Annotated in this window: 26 protein-coding genes and 1 tRNA gene; 12 read left to right on the forward strand and 15 right to left on the reverse strand. The window is 67.6% G+C overall.

The annotated features are described in order from the left end of the window. Positions 1 to 6: 6 nt before the first annotated feature. Complete coding sequence (locus ACU5AP_RS07320; protein ID WP_164918017.1) at positions 7 to 156, forward strand: hypothetical protein; 150 nt, start codon at positions 7 to 9, stop codon at positions 154 to 156. 133 nt (positions 157 to 289) lie between these two features. Next, positions 290 to 2,305: a TonB-dependent receptor gene (locus ACU5AP_RS07325; RefSeq protein ID WP_446681006.1), complete on the forward strand. Its 2,016-nt coding sequence runs from the start codon at positions 290 to 292 to the stop codon at positions 2,303 to 2,305. An 8-nt stretch (positions 2,306 to 2,313) separates the two neighbouring features. Here ACU5AP_RS07325 and ACU5AP_RS07330 read toward each other — a convergent pair whose 3' ends face one another. Together ACU5AP_RS07330 and ACU5AP_RS07335 are read right to left on the reverse strand one after the other, a co-directional pair. After that, positions 2,314 to 3,372 carry a GGDEF domain-containing protein gene (locus ACU5AP_RS07330; RefSeq protein ID WP_003164638.1) on the reverse strand — a complete coding sequence of 353 codons (1,059 nt, stop codon included), beginning with the start codon at positions 3,370 to 3,372 and terminating at the stop codon, positions 2,314 to 2,316. An 82-nt stretch (positions 3,373 to 3,454) separates the two neighbouring features. Further along, positions 3,455 to 4,927, reverse strand: coding sequence for a DEAD/DEAH box helicase (locus ACU5AP_RS07335; protein WP_128719934.1), 1,473 nt, complete (start codon positions 4,925 to 4,927; stop codon positions 3,455 to 3,457). Between the two features lie 232 nt (positions 4,928 to 5,159). Between ACU5AP_RS07335 and ACU5AP_RS07340 the strand changes: the two genes are divergently transcribed. Continuing rightward, complete coding sequence (locus ACU5AP_RS07340) at positions 5,160 to 5,531, forward strand: hypothetical protein (protein WP_003164640.1); 372 nt, start codon at positions 5,160 to 5,162, stop codon at positions 5,529 to 5,531. Between the two features lie 39 nt (positions 5,532 to 5,570). Here ACU5AP_RS07340 and topA read toward each other — a convergent pair whose 3' ends face one another. After that, positions 5,571 to 8,207: a type I DNA topoisomerase gene (topA, locus tag ACU5AP_RS07345; RefSeq protein ID WP_128719935.1), complete on the reverse strand. Its 2,637-nt coding sequence runs from the start codon at positions 8,205 to 8,207 to the stop codon at positions 5,571 to 5,573. A 152-nt stretch (positions 8,208 to 8,359) separates the two neighbouring features. Here topA and ACU5AP_RS07350 point away from each other — a divergent pair, with 152 nt between their 5' ends. After that, positions 8,360 to 8,545, forward strand: a complete 186-nt coding sequence (locus ACU5AP_RS07350) for a hypothetical protein (RefSeq protein WP_040345201.1) — start codon at positions 8,360 to 8,362, stop codon at positions 8,543 to 8,545. Here the strand turns inward: ACU5AP_RS07350 and dprA are convergent. The 7 genes from dprA to ACU5AP_RS07385 all read right to left on the reverse strand — a co-directional run bounded on the left by dprA (position 8,542) and on the right by ACU5AP_RS07385 (position 14,352). Beyond that, entirely contained in the window at positions 8,542 to 9,630 is a 1,089-nt protein-coding gene (gene dprA, locus ACU5AP_RS07355; RefSeq protein WP_128719936.1) for a DNA-processing protein DprA, read from the reverse strand. The two genes, ACU5AP_RS07350 and dprA, sit on opposite strands and share 4 nt — an antisense overlap. After that, positions 9,627 to 10,265 carry a glycerol-3-phosphate 1-O-acyltransferase PlsY gene (gene plsY / locus ACU5AP_RS07360; RefSeq protein WP_128719937.1) on the reverse strand — a complete coding sequence of 213 codons (639 nt, stop codon included), beginning with the start codon at positions 10,263 to 10,265 and terminating at the stop codon, positions 9,627 to 9,629. Before plsY ends, dprA begins: the two co-directional genes overlap by 4 nt. A gap of 14 nt (positions 10,266 to 10,279) precedes the next feature. Then, the gene (pyrC, locus tag ACU5AP_RS07365) at positions 10,280 to 11,575 is read right to left on the reverse strand and encodes a dihydroorotase (protein WP_128719938.1); all 1,296 of its coding nucleotides are present in this window, start codon (positions 11,573 to 11,575) and stop codon (positions 10,280 to 10,282) included. Continuing rightward, on the reverse strand, positions 11,572 to 12,555 hold the full coding sequence (locus tag ACU5AP_RS07370; RefSeq protein WP_003164646.1) for an aspartate carbamoyltransferase catalytic subunit: 984 nt from the start codon (positions 12,553 to 12,555) through the stop codon (positions 11,572 to 11,574). The genes pyrC and ACU5AP_RS07370 overlap by 4 nt, the downstream gene beginning before the upstream one ends. Positions 12,556 to 12,578: 23 nt before the next feature. Beyond that, positions 12,579 to 13,502 (reverse strand): AEC family transporter, encoded by a 924-nt coding sequence (locus ACU5AP_RS07375; protein WP_128719939.1) that lies wholly within the window; start codon positions 13,500 to 13,502, stop codon positions 12,579 to 12,581. Between the two features lies 1 nt (position 13,503). Continuing rightward, positions 13,504 to 13,968 carry a Holliday junction resolvase RuvX gene (gene ruvX / locus ACU5AP_RS07380; protein ID WP_003164650.1) on the reverse strand — a complete coding sequence of 155 codons (465 nt, stop codon included), beginning with the start codon at positions 13,966 to 13,968 and terminating at the stop codon, positions 13,504 to 13,506. An 84-nt stretch (positions 13,969 to 14,052) separates the two neighbouring features. Then, positions 14,053 to 14,352: a hypothetical protein gene (locus tag ACU5AP_RS07385; RefSeq protein WP_003164651.1), complete on the reverse strand. Its 300-nt coding sequence runs from the start codon at positions 14,350 to 14,352 to the stop codon at positions 14,053 to 14,055. A gap of 171 nt (positions 14,353 to 14,523) precedes the next feature. Between ACU5AP_RS07385 and gatC the strand changes: the two genes are divergently transcribed. From gatC to gatB, 3 genes are read left to right on the forward strand one after another with little or no spacing between them, the layout of a single operon-like run. Beyond that, complete coding sequence (gatC, locus tag ACU5AP_RS07390; protein ID WP_076223212.1) at positions 14,524 to 14,811, forward strand: Asp-tRNA(Asn)/Glu-tRNA(Gln) amidotransferase subunit GatC; 288 nt, start codon at positions 14,524 to 14,526, stop codon at positions 14,809 to 14,811. A gap of 3 nt (positions 14,812 to 14,814) precedes the next feature. Further along, positions 14,815 to 16,293 carry an Asp-tRNA(Asn)/Glu-tRNA(Gln) amidotransferase subunit GatA gene (gene gatA, locus ACU5AP_RS07395; RefSeq protein WP_128719940.1) on the forward strand — a complete coding sequence of 493 codons (1,479 nt, stop codon included), beginning with the start codon at positions 14,815 to 14,817 and terminating at the stop codon, positions 16,291 to 16,293. 2 nt (positions 16,294 to 16,295) lie between these two features. Then, entirely contained in the window at positions 16,296 to 17,789 is a 1,494-nt protein-coding gene (gene gatB, locus ACU5AP_RS07400; RefSeq protein ID WP_088411567.1) for an Asp-tRNA(Asn)/Glu-tRNA(Gln) amidotransferase subunit GatB, read from the forward strand. Between the two features lie 164 nt (positions 17,790 to 17,953). Here gatB and ACU5AP_RS07405 read toward each other — a convergent pair whose 3' ends face one another. Next, positions 17,954 to 18,847 carry an RcnB family protein gene (locus ACU5AP_RS07405; RefSeq protein ID WP_223850709.1) on the reverse strand — a complete coding sequence of 298 codons (894 nt, stop codon included), beginning with the start codon at positions 18,845 to 18,847 and terminating at the stop codon, positions 17,954 to 17,956. Positions 18,848 to 19,004: 157 nt separating this feature from the next. Continuing rightward, positions 19,005 to 19,598, reverse strand: coding sequence for an RcnB family protein (locus ACU5AP_RS07410; protein WP_003164658.1), 594 nt, complete (start codon positions 19,596 to 19,598; stop codon positions 19,005 to 19,007). A gap of 217 nt (positions 19,599 to 19,815) precedes the next feature. Between ACU5AP_RS07410 and ACU5AP_RS07415 the strand changes: the two genes are divergently transcribed. From ACU5AP_RS07415 to ACU5AP_RS07425, 3 genes are all read left to right on the forward strand, one after another. Further along, on the forward strand, positions 19,816 to 20,118 hold the full coding sequence (locus ACU5AP_RS07415) for a hypothetical protein (RefSeq protein ID WP_003164659.1): 303 nt from the start codon (positions 19,816 to 19,818) through the stop codon (positions 20,116 to 20,118). Between the two features lie 93 nt (positions 20,119 to 20,211). Beyond that, complete coding sequence (locus tag ACU5AP_RS07420; protein ID WP_003164660.1) at positions 20,212 to 20,517, forward strand: ETC complex I subunit; 306 nt, start codon at positions 20,212 to 20,214, stop codon at positions 20,515 to 20,517. A 19-nt stretch (positions 20,518 to 20,536) separates the two neighbouring features. Continuing rightward, positions 20,537 to 20,613, forward strand: a tRNA-Arg gene (locus tag ACU5AP_RS07425). On the opposite strand, the gene metC is transcribed toward ACU5AP_RS07425, so the two are convergent. After that, on the reverse strand, positions 20,572 to 21,765 hold the full coding sequence (metC, locus tag ACU5AP_RS07430) for a cystathionine beta-lyase (RefSeq protein WP_128720734.1): 1,194 nt from the start codon (positions 21,763 to 21,765) through the stop codon (positions 20,572 to 20,574). The genes ACU5AP_RS07425 and metC overlap by 42 nt on opposite strands. 78 nt (positions 21,766 to 21,843) lie before the next feature. On the opposite strand from metC, the gene ACU5AP_RS07435 reads away from it, so the two are divergent. Further along, positions 21,844 to 22,947, forward strand: a complete 1,104-nt coding sequence (locus ACU5AP_RS07435; RefSeq protein ID WP_046653541.1) for an amino acid ABC transporter substrate-binding protein — start codon at positions 21,844 to 21,846, stop codon at positions 22,945 to 22,947. Positions 22,948 to 22,982: 35 nt separating this feature from the next. After that, positions 22,983 to 24,299, forward strand: coding sequence for a dicarboxylate/amino acid:cation symporter (locus ACU5AP_RS07440; protein ID WP_128719941.1), 1,317 nt, complete (start codon positions 22,983 to 22,985; stop codon positions 24,297 to 24,299). Positions 24,300 to 24,355: 56 nt separating this feature from the next. Here ACU5AP_RS07440 and ACU5AP_RS07445 read toward each other — a convergent pair whose 3' ends face one another. Together ACU5AP_RS07445 and ACU5AP_RS07450 are read right to left on the reverse strand one after the other, a co-directional pair. Beyond that, positions 24,356 to 25,249, reverse strand: coding sequence for a pirin family protein (locus ACU5AP_RS07445; RefSeq protein ID WP_003164669.1), 894 nt, complete (start codon positions 25,247 to 25,249; stop codon positions 24,356 to 24,358). A gap of 79 nt (positions 25,250 to 25,328) precedes the next feature. After that, positions 25,329 to 25,970, reverse strand: a complete 642-nt coding sequence (locus tag ACU5AP_RS07450; protein WP_003164670.1) for a hydrolase — start codon at positions 25,968 to 25,970, stop codon at positions 25,329 to 25,331. Between the last annotated feature and the right edge of the window lie 63 nt (positions 25,971 to 26,033).

The raw sequence follows: 26,033 nt of genomic DNA on the forward strand, positions 1-26,033 counted from the left end.
ACGCAGATGGCAGGCGACATTCTCTACTTCCTGCACCGGCATTTTCGCGCGGTGTTTCTGATCGGCGCCACGGTCGGCGTGATGACGCTCGGTCTGATGGTTCGCGGCGTTCTGGGGTTGCTGTTCAGCGTGTCGACCGGCGGCGGCGCCGGTTGAGGGCGTTCCCGAGCTGAGGTTGTCTCAAGCGGCGGTCATTTGACGCGCACACGCTGCGGCTCGGCCGACGACAAGCCTGACCGCATCGACTATCCCTGACCTGATCGCCGAGGGATTGGCAGGGAGTTCAGTGTTGATCGAGTTTCAGGCGCAGGTCGTTGACGAGGTCGTGGTGACGGCGGCGCGGTTGCCGCCTGCTGCGGGCGAGGCGGCCTTTTCAGTCATTCGGCTGGACGAAGCGGCGCTGGCGCGCGCGGATCGGCTGGACGAGGCCCTGAGCGCTGTTCCGGCCGTGTCCCTGTTCCGGCGCACCTCCAGCCTGGCGGCCAACCCCACGACACAGGGCATTTCCTTGCGCGCCATCGCGCCGTCAGGCGCAGGGCGGACCCTGGTGACGCTGGACGGCGTGCCCATGAACGATCCCTTCGGCGGCTGGGTGATCTGGTCGCAGACGCCGACGGAGAGCCTGGAGAGCCTCGACGTCGTGCGGGGAGCCGGGGCTGGCCCCTATGGCGCAGGCGCTCTGACGGGCGTGATCCAACTGCGCGAGCGGGAGCGCGGCGGCCTGCTGTCCGCCTCGGTCGCTGAACGGGGAGGGGCGCGGCTGGCCGGGACCGGCGGATTCGATCTCGGGCCGGCGCGGCTGACGGCGTCCACCCTGTATGAGACCAGCGACGGTTATACGCCTGTGCGCGGCGCGGCGGCCGGGGCGGCGGACACGCCGTTGAATCTGGAGGCGCGCGCGGCGGCCCTGCGGCTGGACGCGCCGCTGGGCGAGGCCAGCGTGTCGCTGCGGGCTTCGGCCTATGACGAAGAGCGCGGTTCAGGCCTCGCAGGGGCGCGATCCAGCGCCAGCGGGCGTCTGCTGTCCGCCACGGCGGCACGCCGACCGGACGAGGGCCGCTACGGCTGGCGCTTGCAGGCGTGGCGGCGCGAAAGCGACTTCGCCAACACCTCCGTCGCCGTGGCGGCGGATCGCAACGCGACCACGCCCGCCAACGACCAATATGAGACCCCTGCGACCGGCTGGGGCGTCAACGCCGCCTTGCGTCGCGCGACGCGCGACGTCGCCGGAGGGCGGCTGGAATGGGAGCTGGGCGCCGACGCCCGCTTCAACGAGGGCGAAACGCGCGAGCGTTTCCGCTTCATGCAGGGGGCCTTCACCCGCGACCGCGTGGCGGGCGGCGAGACCTCGGTGGCGGGCGTCTATGGCGAAGGGTCGTGGAGCGACGACCTGTGGCTGGTGGCGGGCGGCCTGCGGCTGGACGGCTGGCGTAACGAAAACGGCCGGCGGCGAGAGTGGGATCGCGCCACGGGCTCGCCGACCTTGGACGAGAGCGATCCGGATCGTTCGAGCGAGGTGGTCAGCGCCCGCCTGGCGGCGCGCCGTTTCATCGGCGGCGGTTGGGCGGCGCGGGCGGCGGCCTATTCCGGCTTCCGCCCGGCGAGTCTGAATGAGCTGCACCGTCCATTTCGCGTCGGCAACGACCTGACCGAGGCCAATGCGGGCCTGGTTCCCGAGACGTTGCAAGGGATCGAGGCTGGGCTGGCGTTCGAGGGGCCGATTTCAGCCTTCGGCGTCAGTCTATTCTGGAACCGGATCGAGGACGCCATCGTCAACGTCACCATCGCCGAGGGGCCGGGAACGTTTCCGCGGGCGGGTTTCGTTCCGGCGGGCGGCGTTCTGCGCCAGCGTCAGAACGCCGGGACCATCGAGGCCAAGGGCGTGGAGCTGACGGCGCGTCAGGCGCTGCGAGGCGGGTTGACCCTGAACGGCGCCCTGTCGATCACCGACGCGCGGATGGACGGCGGATCAGCCGCGCCTCAGCTGACCGGGCTGCGTCCCGCGCAGGCGCCGATCTGGAGCGCGACGGGCGGGCTGGACTGGCAGGCGTCTGACCGGCTCGGCCTGTCGATACAGGCCCGCTATGAAAGCAAGCGGTTTGAGGATGATCTCAACAGCCGCGTTCTGGAGGCCGCCGTCACCGTCGACGCTCGCGCGGAATGGCGCGCCGGACCGCGAACCCTGCTGTGGCTGGCGGCGGACAACCTGTTCGACGCCGAAGTCGAGGTCTCGGAAACGGCGGGCGGCGTTGCCGGCTACGCTCCGCCGCGCACCCTGTCGCTGGGTCTGCGCCTGTCCTACTGAGGCGAACCTCAGGCGGCGGCGGAGGCCGCCAATTCGGCGTTGGTGACGCGGTTCCGGCCCGTGCGCTTGGAGGCGTAGAGCGCCTCGTCGGCGCGCCCCAGGAAATGGGACGCGGCTTCGCCGGAGTGGCGCAGGGCGAAGCCGACGGAAATGGTCACGGCGCCTAGGTCGTCATTGGTCGAACGACGACGCAGGCTGCGCGAGGCGATCTCTTCGCGGGCCGCGTTCAGGGCGGCCTCGACGGCGCCCGCCGTCTCACGCGGGAAGATGACGGCGAACTCTTCACCGCCATAACGGGCGGCGACACGCGGCGTGCGCGCGATGCGGGCCAGGACGCTGGCGACATAGCGCAGCACCTGGTCGCCCGTCTGATGGCCCCAGGTGTCGTTGAAGCGCTTGAAGTGGTCGATATCGATCAGCGCCAGTCCGATGGGGGTGCCGTCGCTCTCGGCTTCGTCGCACATGCGCTGCAGTTGTTCGTCGAACGCCTTGCGGTTGGCCAGATTGGTCAGGGCGTCGGTCATGGCGTCGCGACGGACCTGCTCCAGGTGGTCGCGCAGCTTGACGACTTCGCGGTTGGAGGATTCCAGACGACGCTCCAGCGCCGAGGTGTGGCGTCGGATCCGTCGCGTGGCGTCGCTGAGGGAGGAAACGATGACGCCCAGGCTGTCGGTGTCGGGCGCTGAGGCCATGCGGTCGACCGCCTGTGACAGGGTGTCGCCGTAGTCGGCCTGGCTTTCGCGCGCCTTGTCGATGGCGGCGGCGACGGCGGCCAGTTCGCGGTTCAGCACGGCGCCCGCGTCGCGAATCTCTTCCGACAGGCGGCTGCGGGGCAGGAATTCGGCGGCCAGCATCTCGGCTGTGGTGTCAGTGAAGGGCGCGCCGCTGGCCAGCAGCCGCGCCATCTCCTGGCTCAACGGGCTGTCCGGCGCACTGAGATAGTGCAGCCAGAGCTCGAAGTTCAGCGGAGTCGGCCAGACGCTCGCCTCTTGCATCGCATCAACTGCGCGGTGCGCCAAGGCATAGGCTTCCGGACTACGAACCGTGGTTTCGACCTGAGTGGTCATGCCTTGAAGCGCCCCTGGAAAGTTCAGGCCAGGAGGTTAGCCCGGCCTTCCGTAACGCAGGGTTAAATCAAGAATCGCGACGTCAATCAGCAAAAATAACCGGGCGACGCAGGAAAGCCGGCACATCATCACCGAAAGCGCTGCCCCGGATATCTCCGGACGATTTGGCGACGGCAGGAGCGGCGGCGGGAGCCGCAGTCGAGGCGCGATCCTCGGACTTCTTGCGGCTGCGCGAACGACGCGGCGCTTCATCAGCCTTGTGGGGCGCGACGACTTCAGCGGCGACGGGCGCGTCGGACTCGATGTCGACCGGGGCGGCTTCAACCGTCTTGCGTGAACGGCTGCGTTCGCTGCGCTCGCCGCGTCCACGGCCGCGCGAAGAGCGGCTGTCGTCGCGCGGGCGATCCTTGATCGAGGCGAAGTCGATGTCGTCCAGCGGCAGTTCGACCGGCTCCTTCTTGATCAGCTTCAGCACCTTGTCCAACGACTTGTCGTCGGCGGGCGTCACGATCATGAAGGCCTCGCCCAGACGCCCGGCGCGGCCGGTGCGGCCGATGCGGTGGACGTAGTCGTCGGCGTGGTGCGGAACGTCATAGTTGAAGACGTGGCTGACCGCCGGGATGTCCAGACCGCGCGCGGCGACGTCCGATGCGACCAGTAGCTTCAGTTCGCCGCTGCGGAAGTCGGACAGCGTCTTCATCCGCAGGGACTGGTCCAGATCGCCGTGGATCGGCGCGGCGTTGAAGCCGTGGACCTGAAGCGACTTGGCGACGATGTCGACTTCCGACTTGCGGTTGCAGAAGACGATGCCGTTCTGAACCTCGCCGCGCTCGACCAGGGCGCGCAGGGCGGTGCGCTTGGCCTTGGGGTCCGAGGTCGGCAGGCGGGTGATGTGCTGGGTGATGGTGTCGGCGGTCGTGGCTGGGCGCGCCACCTCGATCCGGGTCGGATCCTTGAGGAACTGCTGCGTCAGGCGCGTGATCTCCGGCGGCATGGTGGCCGAGAAGAACAGGGTCTGGCGACGCGGCGGCGTCAGTTTGAAGATGCGCTCGATGTCCGGGATGAAGCCCATGTCCAGCATCCGGTCGGCCTCGTCGACCACCATCAGCTCGACGCCGGTCAGCAGCATCTTGCCGCGATCGAACAGGTCCAGCAGGCGGCCCGGCGTGGCGATCAGCACGTCTACGCCCTTGTTCAGGGCGGCGACCTGGTCGCCCATGGAGACGCCGCCGATCAGCAGCACCCAGTTCAGGCGTGTGCCCTTGGCGTATTTGGCGAAGCTTTCGGCGACCTGATCGGCCAGTTCGCGGGTGGGGGCCAGCACCACGGCGCGCGGCATCCGGGCGCGGGCGCGGCCCGAGGCCAGGCGGTCGACCATGGGCAGGGTGAAGGCGGCCGTCTTGCCTGTGCCGGTCTGGGCGATGCCGAGGACGTCGCGCCCGGCGAGGGCCACCGGGATGGCCTGTTCCTGAATGGGGGTGGCGGTCGTATAGCCGGTATCGGCGACCGCTTGCAGGGTCGTGGGCGAAAGGCCCAGCTTGGAAAACTCAGTCATGCAGTCCTGAAGGGACGGAGGATAGCGTTCGCAAACGCCTTCAGCTGACGGAACCGCCCCTCTTGGGCGAGCGGGCGGCGCGCATCGCCAGTCCTGTTCCGAGCCTGCGGCCGTATAGAGAAAGCCCTACGCCTCAGTCAAGTATTTCCGTTCGGAACGGGCCGCTTGGCAACGGCGTTTCGGCCTGTATGGTCCGCCTGGGGACTGCAAAGACGATTGGGAGAGGGACCGGATGCGCGCAGCCGTGCTGATCACGCTGATGTTGGCCGCGCCTGCGAGCGCGTCAGCCTCAGGCAGCGGCGGAAACGTCGACGCCATGCAGGCGGCTTTCGGCAATACGGTCGTTTCCCATTATCCGGACGGCGATTGGGTCAAGCACTGGTTCGACCGTGACGGCCGTTACCGCGCCCTGTTCTCGGATGGACGGCGCCTGACCGCGCGCTGGGCGCGTGAGGGGGATCGCGTCTGTCTGAACGAAATCCGCCCGCGCATGATCATCTCGCGCTTCTGCACGCCCTATGTCGAGGCGTCCGTTGGGGAGAGCTGGCCAGGCCGAGATCCCCTGGGCCGTCGCGTCCGCAATGAGTTGGTCGCGGGGCGGTAAGAAAAACGCCCCCGTTCGTGAGAACGAGGGCGCTTCGTCTTATTCGGCTTCCGCAGCCTTGGCCGCCTTCTTGGCGGGGGCCTTCTTCGCGGCCGGTTTCTTGGCGGCAGGCTCCTTCTTCGCCGCAGGCTTTTTCGCAGCCGCCTTCTTGGCGGGCGCCTTCTTCTTGGGCGCGGCGCCGGCTTTGGCGGCCAGTAGGGGCAGGGCGGCCTCCATCGTCATGTCCTCAGGCGCCGTGCCCTTGGGCAGGGTGGCGTTGATCTTGCCCGACTTGACGTAGGGGCCGTAGCGGCCGGCCATGACCTGCACGGCCTCGCCCGTTTCCGGGTGGGCGCCCAGCTCCTTCAACGGCGCGGCGGCCGAGGTGCGGCCCGCACGACCCGCGCGCTTCTCAGCCAGCAGGGCCACGGCGCGATTTAGGCCGACGTCGAACACTTCCTCGATGTCCGCCACGTTGGCGTAGGTGCCCGCGTGCGCCACGAACGGACCGTAGCGGCCCAGGCTGGCGGTGATCATCTTGCCGTCTTCGGGGTGCGGACCCACGTCGCGCGGCAGGCTGAGCAGGCGCAGCGCCTTCTCCAGATCGATCGATGCCGGGGACCAGCCCTTGGGCAGGGACGAGCGCTTGGGCTTGTCCGCATCCGGGGGCGTGGTTTCGACATAGGGGCCGAAGCGGCCGATCTTCAGATGCACCGGCTGGCCGGTCGCCGGATCGACGCCCAGTTCGCGATCGCCGCTCTCGGCGCCGCCGTCGGCCGCGTCGGGAGAGGCCACCGGGCGGGTGTATTTGCACTCTGGATAGCGCGAGCAGCCGATGAAGGCGCCGAAACGGCTGGTCTTCAGGCTCAGCTGGCCTTCATGGCAGACCGGGCATTCGCGGGGATTGGATCCGTCGCCCTTGTCCGGGAAGATGTGCGGGCCCAGCGCCTCGTTCAGGTGATCCAGGATGGCCGTGGTGCGCAGTTCGCCTGCGGCCTGGGTCGCGGCGTGGAAGTCCTGCCAGAAGCGGCGCAGCAGGGTCTTCCAGTCCAGATCGCCCGCCGACACCTCGTCCAGCTGGGTCTCCAGCGCGGCGGTGAAGTCGTACTCGACCCATTTGGCGAAGAACTGCTCGAGGAAGGCCGTGACCAGCCGTCCCTTGTCCTCAGGGAAGAAGCGGTTCTTGTCCATGCGGACGTATTCGCGGTCGCGCAGGGTCGTCAGGATGGAGGCGTAGGTCGACGGGCGGCCGATGCCCAGTTCTTCCAGCTTCTTGACCAGGGTGGCTTCCGAGAAGCGCGGCGGCGGCTCGGTGAAGTGCTGGTCGGTGCGGATCGCCTCGACCTTGGCCTTGGCGCCTTCCTTCAGCGCAGGCAGGCGGCCGCCTTCGTCGTCCTCGTCCTCAGCGCCTTTCTGCCTGTCGTCGCGGCCTTCTTCATAGGCGGCGATGAAACCGTCGAAGACCACGACCTGGCCGGTGGCGCGAAGGCCCGTCTGGCCGTCGGGCGTCTCGATCTCGACCGTGGTGCGGTCCAGGCGCGCCGACTCCATCTGCGAGGCGATCATTCGCTTCCAGATCAGCTCATACAGGCGCTGCAGGTCGTTCTCGAGCCGCAGGGTGTCGGGGCTGCGCAGGATGTTGGTCGGACGAATGGCTTCGTGCGCTTCCTGGGCGTTCTTGGCCTTGGTCTTGTAGTAGCGCGGCTCGGCCGGGACATAGGCGGGGCCGAAACGCTGGCCGATGGCCTCGCGCGCCTGGGCGATTCCCTCGGGCGTCACATAGACGCCGTCGGTACGCATGTAGGTGATCAGGCCGCCGGTGTCGTCGACGCCCTCATACAGCTTCTGCGCCGCCTGCATGGTGCGCTGGGCGGTGAAGCCCAGCTTGCGCGCGGCTTCCTGTTGCAGGGTCGAGGTGGTGAAGGGCGGGGCGGGGGACCGCTTGGCCGGCTTCTTCTCGACCGACTTGATGGTGAAGTCGCCGCTGTGAACGGCCTCGCGCGCCGCCATGGCCATGGCCTCGGACACGATGTCCAGGCGCTGGACGCGCTTGCCGTCATGCTTGACCAGACGGGCGGTGAAGGGCGGGCTGTCGGCGATCAGGTCAGCCTCGACCGACCAGTATTCCTGCGCCTTGAACTTCTCGATCTCCATCTCGCGATCGACGACAATGCGCAGGGCGACCGACTGAACGCGACCGGCCGAACGGGCGCCCGGCAGCTTGCGCCACAGCACCGGCGACAGGTTGAAGCCCACCAGATAGTCCAGCGCCCGGCGCGCCAGATAGGCGTCCACCAGCTCCATATCCAGCTGGCGCGGGTTGGCCATGGCCTCCAACACGGCGGACTTGGTGATGGCGTTGAAGGTGACGCGCTGGACGTCCGTGTCCTTCAGCGCCTTCTTCTTGTTCAGGATCTCCAGAACGTGCCAGCTGATCGCCTCCCCCTCGCGGTCGGGGTCGGTCGCCAGGATGACGCGGTCGGCGGCCTTGGCGGCCTCGGCGATCTCGGACAGGCGCTTGGACGCCTTGGCGTCGACCTCCCAGTGCATGGCGAAGTCATCGTCAGGCAGCACCGAGCCGTCCTTCGACGGCAGGTCGCGGACGTGGCCGTAGGAAGCCAGAACCTTATAGTCCGAGCCCAGGTATTTATTGATGGTCTTGGCCTTGGCGGGGCTCTCGACGATAACGAGATTCATGGCGCTCTATCGGGGAAAACGGGGCGCGAACGTGGTTGCGGCGGACGCGGAAGTCAATCGGCCCGTTTTATATGAGCAACCTTTCCGGGTAACGTGAGTTTACAAACCTCCTTGAGTTGTGTTCCTCTCAGGCGTTCTCGGGAGGGTTGACGATGAACAAGCCAGTGCAACGACGTCGCAAGGCGACAGGCCCTGACCTGACGGACTATCCGGTCCGTGAATATGTGGCCGCCATGGCCACGGAACTGGCCGGAATGGCCCGCTGGGACGGGGACGAGCGGTTGGCCGGACTTCTGGAAAGCGCGGCGGATATGGCCCGCCGCACCGCGCCCGCCTAGGTCGAGGCCAGTCCGCCGGGCAGCAAGGTCGCCCGCCCTGCGAGGTGAAGCTCCAGCAGGGCGGCGGCCGTTTCCGCAATTGACAATCTGGCTGCGCGCGCCAGTTCGTCGCGACCGATGGGCGTCGGCGACAGCAGGGCTTCGATACGATCCAGCACCGCATCGTCGATCTGATCCGGCGAACCGGCGGCGAACGGCGAATCAGCGGGCGGTTCGCGCAGCGTCCGCAGAGCGGCGTAGGCCCGCTCTATGTCCTCGATCCCTTCGCACAGGATGGCGCCCTGACGCAGCAGTTCGTTCGGCCCTTTGGAGCGCGGGTCCAGCGGCGAGCCCGGTACGGCGAAGACGTCGCGGCCCTGTTCGCCCGCCAGCCGCGCGGTGATCAGGGAGCCTGAGCGGATTTCCGCCTCGACCACCACCACGCCGCGCGACAGGCCCGAGATTATGCGGTTGCGACGCGGGAAGTCGCGCGCCTGCGCCCGCGCGCCGACGGGGCTTTCTGATACGATGCAGCCGCGCTCGGCGATCTGGCGATACAGGTCGGCGTTGTCGGACGGATAGACGTCGTCCACCCCGCCGCCCAGCACGGCGACCGTACCGGTCTCCAGCGCGCCCAGATGCGCCGCCGCATCCACGCCGCGCGCCAGACCCGAGACGACGACCTGGCCGCCTTCGCCTAACTGCTGGGCCAGGCCGCGCGCGATGCGCTGGCCGCCCGCCGAGGCGATGCGCGCCCCGACGATGGCCATGCACGGCCGCTGCATCAGGGCCGGATCGCCCAGCGTCCACAATAGAGGCGGCGGCGGATCGAGGGCGGCCAGGGCCTCGGAATAGGCGGTCTCGCCCCACAGGATCAGTCGTGCGCCGATGCGGGCTCCGGCCTCCAGTTCGGCCTCGACGGCCTTGGGCGCAGGAACGGAATAGCCGTTGCGTCCGCGACTGCGGATCAGGTCGGGCAGGGCGTCCAGCGCGCGCTCGGCCGAACCGAACCGCTGCAACAGCTGGGAAAAGGCCACGGGGCCGACGCGGTCGGTCCGGGCGAGCCGGAGGCGGGCGAAGCGCTCGGCCTCCGACAGGAGCGTCACGCCTTCTTCGCCCCGATCTTGGGCTCGGCGCCTTTCAGCAGGCGGCCGATGTTCTCATGGTGGCGGATGAAGATCAGGACGGCGGTGAAGACCGCCATGATGAAGATAGGCTGCGGCGCCGGCAGGCCCAGCGCGGGCAGGGGCAGCAGGGCGTAAAGCGGCGTCAGCGCGGCCGCCACCAGAGCCGACAGCGAGGAATAGCGCAGAGCGAAGGCCATGATCAGCCAGGTCGCCGCCGCCAGCAGGCCCAGCGGCCAGCACGCGGCCAGGATCAGGCCGAAAAAGGTCGCCACCCCCTTGCCGCCCTTGAACCCCAGCCAGATGGGGAACAGGTGGCCCAGGAAGGCCGCGCCCCCGGCGATGGCGCCCGCGACGTCGGTCCCTAGAAGATGTCGCGCGATCAGCAGGGCGACCGCGCCCTTGCCCGCGTCCAGGATCAGGGTGGCGATGGCCAGATCCTTGCGCCCGGTGCGCAGGACGTTGGTCGCGCCGATATTACCCGAGCCGATGTTGCGCACGTCGCCCGCCCCCGCCGCGCGGGTCAGGACCACGCCGAACGGGATGGAGCCCAGCAGGTATCCGCCAATAGCCACAAGCCCGAGCGTAAGGAGCGCCGGCCCCGCCAGATCCTGCAAGTGATTCGCTCCCCTTAACGTGCGTCGTGGACGATGCGGCCCGAAACGACGGTGAGCAAGACCTTCCCTTGCAGTCGCCGCCCGTCAAAGGGCGAATTCTTCGACTTGGAGCGCAGGGTCGCGGCGTCGATCACCACCGGCGCCCCGGCGTCGAACAGCACCAGATCGGCGGGCGCGCCTTGCGACAGCTCTCCGGCCTCCAGACCCAGCAGGGCGGCCGGGCCCTGCGTCAGCGGCCGCAGCACGTCCAGCAGGTCGACGCCGTACTCGTGGTGCAGCGTCAGGGCGGCGGGCAGCAGGGTCTCCAGACCCACGGCGCCCGGCTCGGCCTCGGCGAAGGGGCGGCGCTTGTTCTCGGCCGGTTCGGGACAGTGGGCCGAGGTGATGACGTCGATCAGGCCGTCGCGCACCGCCTCGACCAGGGCCTGCCGGTCGCTCTCGGCGCGCAAGGGCGGGTCCAGCCGGTAGAAGGTGCGGTAGTCGCCGATGTCGATCTCGTTGAAGCACAGGTGGTTGATCGAGGCCGAGGCCGCGACCTCCAGCCCTCGCGCACGGGCGCGGGCCAGCGTTTCAAGAGCGCCCTCGGTCGAGATCTGGTCGATCAGGAAGCGCGCGCCGGTCTGCTCGACCAGGGCCAGATCGCGCTCCAGCTGGATGCGCTCGGCGATGGCGGGCGCGCCCGACAGGCCCAGCCGCGTCGCCAGCTCGCCCGAGGTCGCGACCGCGCCCTCCGACAGCCACGGCTCGGTCGGGCGGCAGGCGATCAGGGCGTTGAAGGAGGCGGCGTAGCTCATGACCCGTTGCAGGGTGCGGGTGTTGCGGATCACCCGGTCGCCGTCGGTGAAATAAAGAGCGCCGGCCTCATGCATCAGGCCGATCTCGGCCATGCGCTCGCCGTCGCGCGCTTGCGTCGCCGCCCCCGCTGCGCGGACGTGCACCAGATCGAGCGCCGCGCCGCGCCGCTGGATGTGGTCGATCAGGGCCGGGTCGTCGATGGCGGGGTCGGTGTCGGGCTGGACGACGATGGTGGTGACGCCCCCCGCCGCCGCCGACAGGCTGGCCGACTTCAGCGTCTCCTTGGGTTCGTTGCCCGGCTCGCCGGTCTTGACCCGGATGTCGATCAGGCCGGGCGCCAGACAGCGGCCTTCGGCGTCGATGATCTGCACGCCCTCGGGGCGTTGGGTCGCCTGTCCGTGGATGACCTCGACGATGCGGCCGTTCTCGATCAGGACCGCGCCGGGGCCGTCATAGTCGCTGGCCGGGTCCAGCAGGCGGGCGTTGATGATGGCTATGGGGTGAGCGGCGATCATGCGGCGCCTCCCGCGCGGCGGTGGGCGAGGGCGGCCAGGACGGCCATGCGGGCGGCGACGCCCATCTCGACCTGATCCTGGATCAGGGAGACGCTCAGGTCGTCGGCCACGTCGGAATCGATCTCCACGCCCCGGTTCATCGGGCCGGGGTGCATGACCTTGGCGTTGGGGGCGGCCCAGGCCAGCTTTTCGCGGTCCAGACCCCAGAAGCGGAAATACTCGCGCGTCGAGGGGATCAGGGCGCCCGCCATCCGCTCGAGCTGAAGGCGCAGCATCATCACCACGTCGACGCCCTTCAGGCCGTCCTTCATGTCGTGGAAGACCTCGCAGCCCCAGCGATCCGCGTCGCCGGGCACCAGCGTCGGCGGTCCGATCAGCCGCACCCGCGCGCCCATCATCTGCAGCAGGGCGACGTTCGAGCGCGCCACGCGGCTGTGGGCGATGTCGCCGCAGATGGCGACGCTCAGCCCGCCTACGTCGCCGAAGGCGCGCCGCATGGACAGCAGGTCCAGCAGGGCCTGCGTCGGGTGCTCGTGGCGCCCATCGCCCGCGTTGACGACCGCGCAGCCGACCTTCTGCGACAGCAGGTCCACCGCGCCGGAAGAGGCATGGCGCACCACCAGAATCTCCGGCTTCATGGCGTTCAGCGTCACGGCGGTGTCGATCAGCGTCTCGCCCTTCTTCACCGAGGAAGAGGCGACAGGCATGGTCACGACGTCGGCGCCCAGACGCTTGGCCGCGATCTCGAAGGAAGAGCTGGTCCGCGTCGAGTTCTCGAAGAACAGGTTCACGACCGTCTGACCGCGCAGCAGGTCCACACCCTTGGCGGATTGCCGGTTGAAGTCGACGAAGGCGTCAGCCAGGTCCAGCAAAGCCAGGGCGGCGGGCGGGTTCAGATCGCCTGCGGCCAGGAAGTGATCGCGGGGGAACGGGGTCAGCCGTTCCTGAATGAGTTCGGTGACGGGAGCGGCTTGGGTCATCGAGACGCCGCTATAGGCGGGACTCAGGTCAGATGGAATAGCAGCAGCGCCATTGGAATGCCGATCACGGAGAATACCGTCGTCGCCGCGATGATCCCGGCCATCAGCGGCGCGTCTCCGCCCATCTGTCGCGCCAGCACATAGGCGGAGGCGGCGCCGGGCGCCGCGCCGCACAGCAGGGCGATTCCCTGCGCCAGCTCATCGCCGCCATAGAGGCGCGCCAGTTGCCACATGGCCAGCGGCGTCACGATCATCTTGACCACGACCACGGCGCCGACCGTGACGCGGGTGCGCGCCAGTTCGCGGAAGCTGAGCCCTGCGCCCGCCACGATCAGGCCCAGCGGCAGGGCGGCCGATCCCAGCAGTTGCAGCGTCTCGGCCACGCCGGGCGGCTGCGGCGCGCCCGAAAAGTTCAGCGCCAGCCCCAGCAGGCAGGCCAGCAGGATGGGGTTGGACATCATCGCCCGGAACAGGGCCTTGGGCGAGGCGCCGTGCTGGCCCGCGCCCCATTTGGCCAGGACGACGACGCTCAGGATGTTGCTGACCGGGATCATGGCGGCGATGACCACGGCGGCCAGACCGACGCCCGCCGGTCCGAAGGTCGCCTGCACGACCGGCAGGAAGACGAAGCTGTTCCAGCGGATCATGCCCTGAAAGACGCTGGTGTAGGCCGGGCCGCTGAGGGGCAGCAGGGGCTTGGACAGCAGGGTCAGGGTCGAAATGATGATGGACACGGTCACTGCGGCGGCGCCCGCCGCGCCTGCGGCCGAGCCCGACAGGTCCGCGTTCCAGATCGCCGGGATCAGGAAGCCGGGATAGAGGACATTGATGGCCAGCTTCTCGATCGGCCGCCAGGCGGCGTCGGGCAGGTAGTCCGACTTCTTCAGGCCATAGCCGAGCGCCAGCAGCAGGAAGACCGGCAGGACGCCCGCGAGGATGGCCGCCATCTCAGCCGCGCAGCCGGTCCAGCGCGCCTTGCAGGATCCAGGCGGCGGCAGTGCGGTCCACCACATCGGCGCGGCGCTTGCGGGTCAGGTCCAGTTCGTCGATCAGGAACCGCTCGACCGCCGTGGTCGACAGTCGCTCGTCCTGAAAGGCGACGTTGACCGGACGAAACCGCTCCAGATTGCGGGCGAAGGCGCGGCACGACTGGGCGCGGGGGCCTTCGGTGCCGTCCATGTTCAGCGGCAGGCCGATGACCAGGGCCGAGACCTTGCGGCCGTCCATGATCCTGAACAGCTGTTCGGCGTCCTGGCTGAACTTGGTCTTGCGGATCAGCTCCAGCGGACTGGCGATGATGCGGCCGGTGTCGGACACGCTGACGCCGATGGTGTTCTCGCCCAGGTCCAGGCCCAGCCACGGGGTGTTGGGCGGGCAGGCGGCGGGCAGTTCGGAGAGATCAAGGACAGGCACGAGGGCGCGTTAGGCCCAGACGGGGCGCGTGTCAAAGCGTGGGCCCCTTTCCCTCCGCCGGGATGAGCGGAGTTGGAGGCGGACTCACACGTCGTCGTCCCCGACGGGCCCGCCTTCGTTCTCCAGGCTACGGATCGAGCGCACTTCCTTGCGGGTGAACTTCAGCCGCACGCCCAGGCCGCCGTCTTCTTCGTGCAGGAAGACGGCGCCGCCTTCCTCCAGCGCGGCCTGAAGGCGGCTGCGGGCCTCGTCGCCGGGATCGACGTTTTCGCGCTCGAAGTCGGCCAGAGCGTCCACCGTCAGGCCGGACAGGCGGGCCACATGGTCGCGCGGCCATTGCACCAGGGCGCGCGCGGCGCGGACTTGGGGGCCGGTGATCTTCATGGTCGCGTCTCCTGTGATCTGCGCTCCATACTTAGGCGCCGCCACGGCCTTCGATAGGGGGCGTTTGGCCGCAACGGCCAAGCTCATTTCGCGCCTGCACCCAAATCCTTGTCGAAACGGCGGCGAAACGCTAATCCCGACCCCTTAGACTCTCATGCTTTGGAGGGCCGCATGGCCATCGACGCCGCGACGGTGCGCAAGGTTGCGCATCTCGCCCGCATCAAGACCCCCGAGGACCGCCTGGAGCCGTTGGCCCAGGAGCTGAACGGCATCCTGAAGTGGATCGAACAGCTGGACGAGGTGGACGTGCAGGGCGTCGAACCGATGACCTCCAACGTGTCCCAGCCGCTGCGCATGCGCGACGACGTGGTGACGGACGGCGACAAGGTCGCCGACGTCCTGTCCAACGCGCCCAAATCCGCCGACGGCTTCTTCGTCGTGCCCAAGGTCGTGGAGTAAGTCATGACCGATCTGACCAAGCTGACGCTGGCCGACGCCGTCGATGGCCTGAAGGCCAAGACCTTCTCGTCCGAAGAGCTGACCCGCGCCTTCCTGACCAACATCGAGGCCTCGAACCCGACGCTGAACGCCTATGTCGAGGTGACGGCGGACAAGGCGCTGGAACAGGCGCGCGCGTCCGACGCCCGTCTGGCCAAGGGCGAGGGCGGGGCGCTGGAAGGCGCGCCGCTGGGCATCAAGGATCTGTTCTGCACGCAGGGCGTGCAGACGACCGCCGGCTCCAACATGCTGCGCGGCTTCGTGCCACCGTATGAATCGACCGTCACCGCCAATCTGTGGCGCGACGGGGCGGTCATGCTGGGCAAGCTGAACATGGACGAATTCGCCATGGGCTCGTCCAACGAGACCTCGGCCTTCGGTCCGGTGAAGAACCCGTGGAAGTCCAAGGGCTCGAACGCCGACCTGACGCCTGGCGGCTCGTCCGGCGGTTCGGCCTCGGCCGTGGCGGCGGACCTGTGCCTGGCCGCGACGGCGTCGGACACTGGCGGTTCGATCCGCCAGCCCGCCGCCTTCACCGGCACCGTGGGCATCAAGCCGACCTACGGCCGCGCCAGCCGCTACGGCATGGTCGCCTTCGCCAGCTCGCTGGACCAGGCCGGGCCGATCGCCAAGACGGTCAAGGATTCGGCCCTGCTGCTGAATTCCATGTGCTCGTTCGACGCCAAGGATTCGACCAGCCTCGACATCCCGACCCCCGACTGGACCCAGTCGGTCGGCCAGTCGGTCAAGGGCCTGCGCATCGGCGTGCCCAAGGAATATGTCCTCGACGGCATGCCCGCTGAGATCCAGAAGCTGTGGGAGCAGGGCGTCGCGTGGCTGAAGGCCGCCGGTTGCGAGATCGTCGAGATCAGCCTGCCGCACACCAAATACGCCCTGCCGACCTATTACATCGTGGCCCCGGCCGAGGCGTCGTCGAACCTGGCGCGCTATGACGGCATGCGCTTCGGCCACCGCGCCGAAGAGTTCACCTCTCTGGACGACCTCTATGCGACCTCGCGCGCCGAGGGCTTCGGCAAGGAAGTCCAGCGCCGCCTGACCATCGGCGCCTATGTGCTGTCGGCGGGCTTCTACGACGCCTATTACGTCAAGGCGCTGAAGGTGCGTCGCCGCATCGCCCAGGACTTCGACAATGTCTGGGGCCAGGTGGACGCCATCCTGACGCCGTCCACGCCGTCGGCCGCCTTCGCCATCGGCGACAAGCAGATCGACCCCCTGACCATGTATCTGAACGACGTCTTCACGGTGACGACCAACCTGGCCGGTCTGCCGGGCATCTCGGTCCCCGCCGGCCTCAGCGCCGACGGCCTGCCGCTGGGCCTGCAGGTCATCGGCAAGGCCCTGGATGAAGCGACCGTCTTCCAGGTCGCGGGCGCCCTCGAAGACGCGGCGGGCTTCGTCGCCAAGCCGGACCGTTGGTGGTGAGCATGACTGAGAACTCCAAACTGATCCAAGGCCGCACGGGCGCTTGGGAAATCGTCATGGGTCTGGAGATCCACGCCCAGGTCGCCTCGAACGCCAAGCTGTTCTCGGGCGCGGCGGTCGGCTTCGGCGCCGGGCCGAACGAGCAGGTGTCGCTGGTCGACGCGGGCTTCCCCGGCATGCTGCCGACCCTGAACAAATACTGCGTCGAGCAGGCGGTAAAGTCGGGCCTGGGCCTGCGCGCCCAGATCAATCTGAAGAGCCAGTTCGACCGCAAGAACTACTTCTATCCCGACCTGCCGACCGGCTATCAGATCAGCCAGCTGTATCACCCCATCGTGGGCGAGGGCGTGGTCGAGGTGGAGGCCGAGGACGGCAGCTTCTTCAACGTCGGCATCGAACGCCTGCACCTGGAACAGGACGCGGGCAAGCTGATCCACGACCTGTCGCCGACCGAATCCTACGTCGACCTGAACCGTGCGGGCACGGCGCTGATGGAGATCGTCTCGCGCCCCGACATCCGCACGCCGGAAGAGGCGGTCGCCTACGTCAAGAAGATCCGCACCATCCTGATCTACCTCGGCACCTGCGACGGCGACATGGAGAAGGGCAACCTGCGCGCCGACGTGAACGTATCGGTCTGCCGCGCCGGGAACTACGACAAGTTCAAGGAAACGGGCGACTTCAGCTTCCTGGGGACGCGCTGCGAGATCAAGAACGTCAACAGCTTCCGCTTCATTTCTCAGGCGATCCAGTATGAGGCGCGCCGCCAGATCGAGATCCTCGAAGACGGCGGTTCGATCACCCAGGAAACCCGCCTGTACGACCCGACGGCGGGCGAGACGCGCTCCATGCGCTCCAAGGAAGAGGCGCAGGACTATCGCTACTTCCCCGATCCCGACCTGCTGCCGCTGGTGCTGGAGCAGGCGTGGATCGACGCCATCAAGGCCGACTTGCCGGAACTGCCGGACGACAAGCGACGCCGCTTCATGAGCGAATACGGTCTGTCGCAATATGACGCGGGCGTGCTGATCTCGGAGCAGGCCAAGGCCCTGTATTTCGAGGCCGCCGCGAAAGGCCGCGACGCCAAGCTGGTGTCCAACTGGGTGACGAACGAGGTCTCGGCCCGCTTGGCGGCGGACGGCAAGGACTTCAGCGACAACCCGCTGCCCGCCGCCCATGTGGCCCAGCTGGTCGAGCTGATCGAGACCAACGTCATCTCGTCCAAGATCGCCAAGGAAGTCTTCGACTACGTGTGGAACGGCGAAGGCTCGCCCGCCGAGGTGGTCGAGAAGCACGGCCTGAAGCAGGTCACCGACACCGGCGCCATCGAGAAGGCGGTGGACGAGATCATCGCCGCCAACCCCGACAAGGCCGCCGCCGTCGCTGAAAAGCCCCAGGCCATCGGCTGGTTCGTCGGCCAGGTCATGAAGGCCACCGGCGGCAAGGCCAATCCGGCCGCCGTGAACGACATCCTGAAGGCCAAGCTAGGGCTTTGATGCTTGGGGGCTGCGGCCCCCAAACCCCCCAGCTGGTCGCTAACGCTCGCGACGCGGTCGCTCGCTGCTTGAGCGACAGGGCGCGTTAAGGGTTAGGCTAGAGCCTTCTTGCAGACCACAAAAAGGCCCCGGAGAGCTCTCTCCGGGGCCTTTCTGTTGCAGTGCTACCAGCGCCAGGCGTCGCGGACGACTTCGATGATGTAGCCGTCGTAGTCGTCGATCAGATAGATCGCATTGTCGACATAGACCCATCGCGTGCCTGGAGGCGGATAGCCCAGGCCGTAGGTGCGCCAGTCGTTCACCTGATAGCGCCAGAAGATGTCCGGCAGATACTGGCCGACATAGTACTGCCGGTTCCAATAGGTGCGCGGCACGCTGTAGTAGCCGTAGCCGGGCGCGAAATAGAAGCCGATGCGCACGCCGTTCCAGCTGCGGAAGCGTTGGTCATGGCGCCACCAGTCGCTACGGTGACGACGGTCCCAGTCGCGGCGCCACTGGTCGCGATTCCAGCGGTTGTGGAATTCACGATAGTCGCGGTCACGGTTCCATTGGCTGGGACGATCCGGCCTGTTCGGACGCTGGGCGTCCGGGCGGCCAGGGCGGTTCCAATCCGGACGTTCGGGACGGTCTGGGCGATGGGAATCCGGTCGATCTGGGCGCTGGGGACGGTCCGGTCGATTCCAATCGGGGCGGTCCGGACGATTGGGTCTGTCAGGCCGCGGTTGATCGGGCCTCTGGGGACGGTCCGGCTGATCCGGGCGTTGTGGCCGGTCCGGTCGGCTAGGGCGATCGGGGCGATCGGGGCGGTTCCAGTCTGGTCGCTGTTCCGGCCTTTGTTCCGGCCGCTGTTCTGGTCTGCGCTCCGGCCGTTGAGGGCGCGGGCCTTCCTGACGCGGGCGGTCGGCGTCGCGGTGCTGGCGCTGAGGTTGGCCGCGATCAGGACGACGCGGACCGTCCTCGCGCGCCTGCGGCCGATCCTGGGCCAGAACAGCCATGGGGGCTGCGGCGGGCACGAGGAAGCTGGCGGCCGCCGCGAACATGAGAAGCGAGCGTTTCATGGTCGAAGTCCTCGCACGTCCGAACTGGACGGCTTGGGGGCAGAATGGGCCCGGGGCCATGAACTGCTGCTGAACGTCGATCGCAGAGCTGCGTCATGAAAAAAGCCCCGCAAGACAGAGCCTTGCGGGGCGAAGCGATGCCTTGATCCAGCGTGTCTTAATAGACGTCGCTCAACACGCTGGCGATCAGGCCTGTGGCGACGGCGATCAGCAGGATGTCGTTGCCGGCATGGACGTAGCGATAGCCGCGCGGAGCGGGTCTCAGATTATAGAAATAGGGGTCGTTGACGTAGTAGGAGCGATAGGCGGGCGGCAGGTAGGCGCCCGTGCGCCAGCGATAGCCGTAGTAGCGAGGCTCGACCCGATAATAGCCGTGTCCCGGCGCATACCAGTAGCCGTTGCGTGCGCCGCGATAATCGCGGAACTCGGGCCGCCCGCGCCACCAATTGTGGTTGTCACGGCTCCAGCGGTCGTATCGGCGCTGGTCCTGACGCCATTCTCGACGATCGTCGCGACGGTCTTGACGCCACTCACGACGGTCCTGACGCCACTCACGGCGGTCCTCGCGTCGGTCCTGGCGCCATTCACGACGGTCGTCGCGTCGATCCTGACGCCGCTCACGGTGGTCGTCTCGGCGATCATGGCTCCACTCGCGGCGGTCCCCGCGATGATCCTGCGCCTGGGCCATCATGGGGGCGGCTGTGGTCGCCAGAGCGAGCGCGACGACGGCGGCCTTGGTCAGGCGGTTCATTTGGCAACTCCATTCAAGAAGCGAAATCCCTGTCTGGCGTCGACTTTCACGCTGGTCGAATGAACCGTCGCTGAACCGGCCTGTCAGCTTGCGTCCGCATGCGGACAAGGGCCGCGCTGCGTGGGGCTTGAGCGCGTTAACGCTAATTTCAAACCAACGATACTTGAATGCCTGTCCGATAGCGGGGTCAGAACGACGCCGCGGGGGAGGATTGCTGATGAATCCGCTGCATGACGATCAAGCGCCCCAGGCGCGCGACACCTTGCCCTTGCCCACGCCCGACATGGACGGCGACGCCTTGTTCCGTCTGGGCCTGGCCTATTCGGCGGGACTGGACGGATGCCCGATCGACCGGGTGTCGGCTCATATGATCTTCAACCTGGCCTCCATGAAGGGCTCGATCGAGGCGCGGGAATACCGACGCGACATCAGCCAGGAGATGGAGCACGACGAGATCGCAGAGGCCCAGCGCGCCGCACGCCGCTGGATTGACGCCGGTTCTTCTACGCTCGCCGCCTGATCCAGGCGGTCTGATGAAGTCTTGCGGCGTCTGGACCGGGCGGCGGCGGCGGGGTATGCACCCCGCGAGTTCCCCGTCCGAAGGATTCCGTCCATGCTCGCTCGCATCTATCGCCCGGCCAAGACCGCGATGCAGTCCGGCAAGGCCAAGACGCGCGACTGGCGTCTGGAGTTCGAGCCGGCCTCGGCCCGCACCATCGATCCTCTGATGGGCTGGACCAGCTCGACCGACATGAACGGCCAGGTCCGCCTCTCCTTCGACACCAAGGAAGAGGCGGTCGAATACGCTGAACGCCACGGCATCGCCTTCCGCCTGCACGAGCCGAACGAGGCGCCGGTCATCATCAAGGCCTACGCCGACAACTTCGCCACCAACCGCAAGCAGTCCTGGACGCACTAAGTCCGAACTGCGGCCTTCCGCGCCCTTAGCTCAACCGGATAGAGCACCCGCCTTCTAAGCGGACGGTTGCAGGTTCGAGTCCTGCAGGGCGCGCCATGCCTTCAATCCCTTCTCAAGATCGCCGATCAGGTCGGCGGGGTCTTCCAGCCCGACATGCAGACGCAGCAACTGACCGGACAGGTCGGGCGCATGTTGCCGATGGGCCAGTTGCGGCGTTTCGTGGGTGGTCAGGCTCTCGAAGCCGCCCCAGGAATACCCCATGCCGAACAGGCTGAGCGCGCGCATGAAGGCGTGGGCCGCCGCTGTGTCGCCGCCCTTCATGACCACGCCCATCAGGGAGGCCGCGCCGTCGAAGTCGCGCCGCCACAGGTCGTGTCCGACCGAACCGGGCAGGGGCGGATAGAGGACGTCGGCGACCTCCGGCTGGGCTTTCAGCCACTGCGCCACCGTCAGGGCCGAGCGGGCCTGGGCCTCGTAGCGCAGGGGCAGTGTGCGGACGCCGCGCAGCGCCAGCCAGGCGTCGTCGGGCGAGACGTGCCAACCCATGTCCTCGATGGTGTTTGCGATGGCGCGTAGGACGGACGGCGCGCCGGCGGCGATCCCGCCCATCAGCAGATCGGAATGGCCGCCGACGTATTTGGTCAGGGCCTGAACGCTGACGTCGACGCCATGCGCCAGGGGACGGAAGGCCAGCCCCGCCGCCCAGGTGTTGTCCATGACCGTCAGAACGCCGCGTTCGCGACAGGCGGCGGCCAGGGCGGGGGCGTCTGCGATCTCGAAGGTCAGAGAGGCGGGCGCTTCGATCAGCAGAAGTCGGGTGCGCGGGGTGATGGCGGTCAGAACGGCCTCGGTCGAGGCGTCGGCGGGGTGGAAGCGGGCGGTGATCCCGCGCGCGGCGAGGTGGCGGGTCAGGAAGCGGCGCGTGGGTCCATAGACGGCGTCGGTGGTCAGCACCTCGTCGCCGGGGCGCAGCAGGGCGGTCAGGGGCACGGTCACGGCCGCCAGGCCCGAGGGGACCAGGAAGGCGTCGGTCCCGCCCTCCATCTGGGCCAGCAGGGCGCGCAGCTCGCGCGCCGCGCTCGTGCCGTCGAGGCCATAGACGGGGCCGTCCGACGCATCCTGCATCCGGGCCGGATCGTCGCTGAGCATGGTGGAGGCGCGCTCCACAGGAGGATTGACCGGGCGACGGCCCTGGCCGCGCCGGGTGGCGCCGGCGATCAGCCGGGTTCGGTCGGAAATGGGCGGCATGAAGGCTCCGGCGGGTTGCGGTTCGGGGCCTAGAGGGCTCTAAACTGTTCCGGGGCGCAAGACGGAGCGGTGGATCGGATGCGGAGATGGCGAGCGACAGCAGGCGTGGCGGCGATGCTGACCCTGGCGACAGGCGCCTGTCAGAGATCGGCTGAACCGCAGGCGCCGGAGCCGCGCGAACCTTCACGCCAGGCGCCGACCGCCGCGACCGAGGCGAAGTCCAGCCCGACCCTGGCGGCGGTGCGCCAGCGCGGTCGGCTGAATTGCGGCGTGCACGAGGGGCTGGTCGGTTTCGCCTATACCGACAATCGCGGCGCCTGGCGGGGCTTTGACGTCGACTTCTGCCGCGCTACGGCGGCCGCCATCTTCGGCGATCCTGACGCCGTGCGCTTCGTGCCGTTGACGACGGAACAGCGGTTCGAGGCCCTGCGCGACGGGCGCGTGGACGTGCTGTGGCGCAACACCTCCTGGACCATGAGCCGGGATACGGGCGCGCAGCTCAGTTTCGCCGGGATCAACTACTACGACGGCCAGGGCTTCATGGTGCGCCGCGCGCTCAATCTGAGCAGCGCGGCCGAACTGAACGGCGCTCGCATCTGCGTTCAGTCCGGCTCGACCACTGAGCTGAATGTCGAGGACTATTTCCGCCGCAGGGGCATCGAGTATCGCCCCGTCGTGGTCGCCACCGAAGGCGAGGCGCGCCAAGCCTATGCGCGCGAGGAATGCGACGCCTTCACCGCCGACATCTCAGCCCTGGCGGCGGCGCGCACGACCCTGCCGAACCCGCAGCAGCACGTCATTCTGCCGGACGTTATCTCCAAGGAGCCGCTGGGGCCCGTGGTGCGTAGCGGCGACGACCGCTGGACGGCGGTTATTCGCTGGACGCTCAACGCTCTGATTTTGGCCGAGGAATTGGGCGTGACGCGTGCAAATGCCGCAGACATGGGTAAGAATTCCGCGGACCCTAGAGTCCGTCGTCTGCTCGGCGACGAAGGTGACTTCGGCCCGAGCCTCGATTTGTCGAGAACATGGGCGAAAGACGCTGTTTCTGCTGGCGGAAATTACGGCGAGATATTCAATCGGAACCTGGGCTCGCAGTCGTCTCTGGATCTGGAGCGCGGATTGAATGCTCAATGGTCGTCACGGCCCAGTGGGTTGATCTATGGCCTTCCTGTCCGTTAGTCCAAGGGGATGAGGGAATAAGGGGAAGGGATCGGATGGAGATCAAAGCCAAGCGCGGACTGCCGCTCCATATGTTGATGCTGATCGGGTTTCTGGTCGGTCTCACGGGCGGACTCATCGTCAATCTGACCGTCGGAGGGGACGTCGGTTGGGTGCAGTGGCTGACCTCCAATATCACAGGACCGGCCGGGCAGATCTTCCTGCGTCTGCTGTTCATGCTGGTGCTGCCGCTGCTGTTCTCGGCCCTGGTCATCGGGGTGGCCGAGATGGGCGACCTGAAGGCTCTGGGCCGGGCGGGCTCCAAGAGCCTGGGCTTCACCGTCTTCATTTCCGCCGTGGCCGTGCTGATCGGCATGGTCATGGTCAACGTCTTCCGGCCCGGCGACGGGGTTGATCCGGCCCTGGCGCAACAACTGCTGGATCAGGGGCGCGCGGGCGCGGCCTCGATTGTCGGCAATGCGCCCAAGTCGGTGCAGGCGGGCGACTTCTTTCTGGAGCTGATCCCGTCCAACGTCTTCACGGCGGCGGCCGAGAACCAGATTTTGCCGGTGATGGTCTTCGCCCTGTTCTTCGGCGTCGGCCTGGTCATGACCAAGAGCCCCGCCACCGACCGGCTTCAGCAGACCATCGAGGGTCTGTTCGAGGTGATGATGAAGCTCATCAACCTCGTCATCCGCATCGCGCCCATCGCCATCGCCTGCCTGATGTTCAACCTGGCGGCCCTGTTCGGCTGGGAGCTGCTGATCCGTCTGGGCGCCTTCGTGGCCGTGGCCGTGGGGGCCATGGCGATCCATATGTTCGTGGTCTACCCGCTGGTGATCTGGCTGATGGGGGGCATGTCGCCGCTGAAGTTCTTCCGCGACATACGCGAGGCCATGGTGGTGTCCTTCTCCACCGCCTCGTCCAACGCCAGCCTGCCGGTGTCGCTGCGCGTGGCCGAACAGGAACTGGGTCTGCCGCGCAAGATCGCCCGTTTCGTCCTGACGGTTGGGGCCACCGCCAACCAGAACGGCACGGCCCTGTTCGAGGGGGTGACGGTGCTGTTCCTGGCCCAGTTCTTCGGCGTCGACCTGACGTTGGGCCAGCAGGTGATCGTCATGCTGGTCTGTATCCTGGGCGGGGTCGGCACGGCGGGCGTGCCCGCCGGCTCCTTGCCGGTCATCGCCATGATCCTGGCCATGGTGGGGGTGCCGCCGGAAGGGATCGGTCTGATCCTGGGCGTCGACCGCTTCCTGGACATGTGCCGGACCTCGCTGAACGTCACCGGCGACCTGGTCGTTGCCGCCGTGGTGTCGCGCGGAGAAGAGGATACGGACGCCGACGAGCCGCCTGCTGCGCCGGCCGTTACATAGGAAAAAGCCGACGCAGGGGATCCTGCGTCGGCCTTGTCCCTAGCGCCCAGTCCCGGTCAGGACATGGGCGGGGGCGGCGTCCGATCGGGGGGCAGGGGGATGAACTCCTGATCGTCCATGTCGGGCAGTTTCATGCGACCGGCGCGCCAGTCGGCCTTGGCCTGCTCGATCCGCTCCTTCGAAGACGACACGAAGTTCCATTCGATGAAGCGCTCGCCCACCGGCTCGCCGCCCAGCACCATCAGGGTGGTCGGCTGCTGCGCCACGATGATCGAGGGCAGGCCCTTTTCAAGCACGGCCATCTGACCGGGGCCGACAGGGCGGCCGTCGTCGATCTCGACCATGCCCTGGACCACATAGACGGCGCTTTCGGCGTGATCCGTCGGCGTCTGGAACCGGGCTCCCGGCTCCATCTCTAGGTGCATGTAGTGCAGGGGCGAGAAGGTGCTGACCCCGGCCTTCATGCCCATGGTCTCGCCCGCCACCAGACGGCCCTTCACGCCGCTTTCGATCCAGGTCGGCAGGTCGCTGGAGCCGACGTGCTGGAAGGACGGGTCGACCTCTTCCTGACCGTCAGGCAGGGCCAGCCAGGCCTGAATGCCCTCTAGCCGCAGCCCCTCCATGCGGGCGCGCTCGAACCGCTCGGAGTGGGTGACGCCGCTGCCTGCGGTCATCCAGTTGACCTCGGCCGGGCGGATGTCCTGCTGGACGCCCAGGCTGTCGCGGTGGGTGATCTCGCCGTCGAACAAATAGGTCAGGGTCGAGATGCCGATGTGCGGGTGCGGGCGCACGTCGACCGTCTTGGGGATGCCGGCGGGCATGTCCACCGGGCCCATGTGGTCGAAGAAGACGAAGGGACCGACCGCGCGACGCTTGGCGAAGGGCAGGACGCGGCCGACCTCAAAGCCGCCGAGATCCTTGCGGCGCTGGTCGATGATGAGTTCGATCATGATTGGGGCTCCTGAAAGATGAACGCTGCGACGACGAAAGGGGCGATCCCCGCACTATGACGCGGATCGCCCTCAAGGGTCAGTCTTCCCTGTCGTAGGAGAACTGGATTCCGGCCGTGCCGCCGGTTTCGATGAACAGGTTCATGAAGGCGGGGACGGTTTCCGACCGTTTCCAGTCACGCTGCAGTTCACAGAACAGCTGAGGCGCGGAAATCAGCTTTCCGCCCGCCTGTTCGATGCGGCGCAGGCCCATTTCGTGCGCCGTGACCGAGGTGCCGCCGACGGCGTCGGCCACGACATACACTTCATAGCCGTCACGCAGGGCGTCCAGAGCCGGGAAGGTCAGGCAGGCTTCGGTCCACAGGGCCGTCATGATCAGTTTCTTGCGGCCGGTCGCCTCGACCGCCTTGCGGAATTCCACGTCTTCCCAGGAGTTGATCGTGGTGCGGTCATAGGTCGGATAGTCTTTCAGCACCTTGCGCAGCTGCGGGATCGGCGGCCGGTTCAGCCCCGTCTCGACGTTGACGGTCGAGTGGACGATCGGCAGGCCATAGGCGACGGCCGCCTTGGCCGTGCCGACGATGTTGTTCACCAGCAGCTGGCGGTCCATCGAGGCGATCGAGTTCACCTGAACCGGCTGATAGTCGATGATGACGAAGGCCGAGTTCTCGGGGGTCAGAAGATGATCCGATTTCGGATCGCGGATCGGTTCGCTGGCCATTGAATGGCTCCTTTCCGGGGGGAAGTTGCGCCTTGGCGAGGCGCGCGCATGACGCCGGTTTCG

It is taken from the genome of Brevundimonas sp. RM1 (assembly GCF_052907225.1).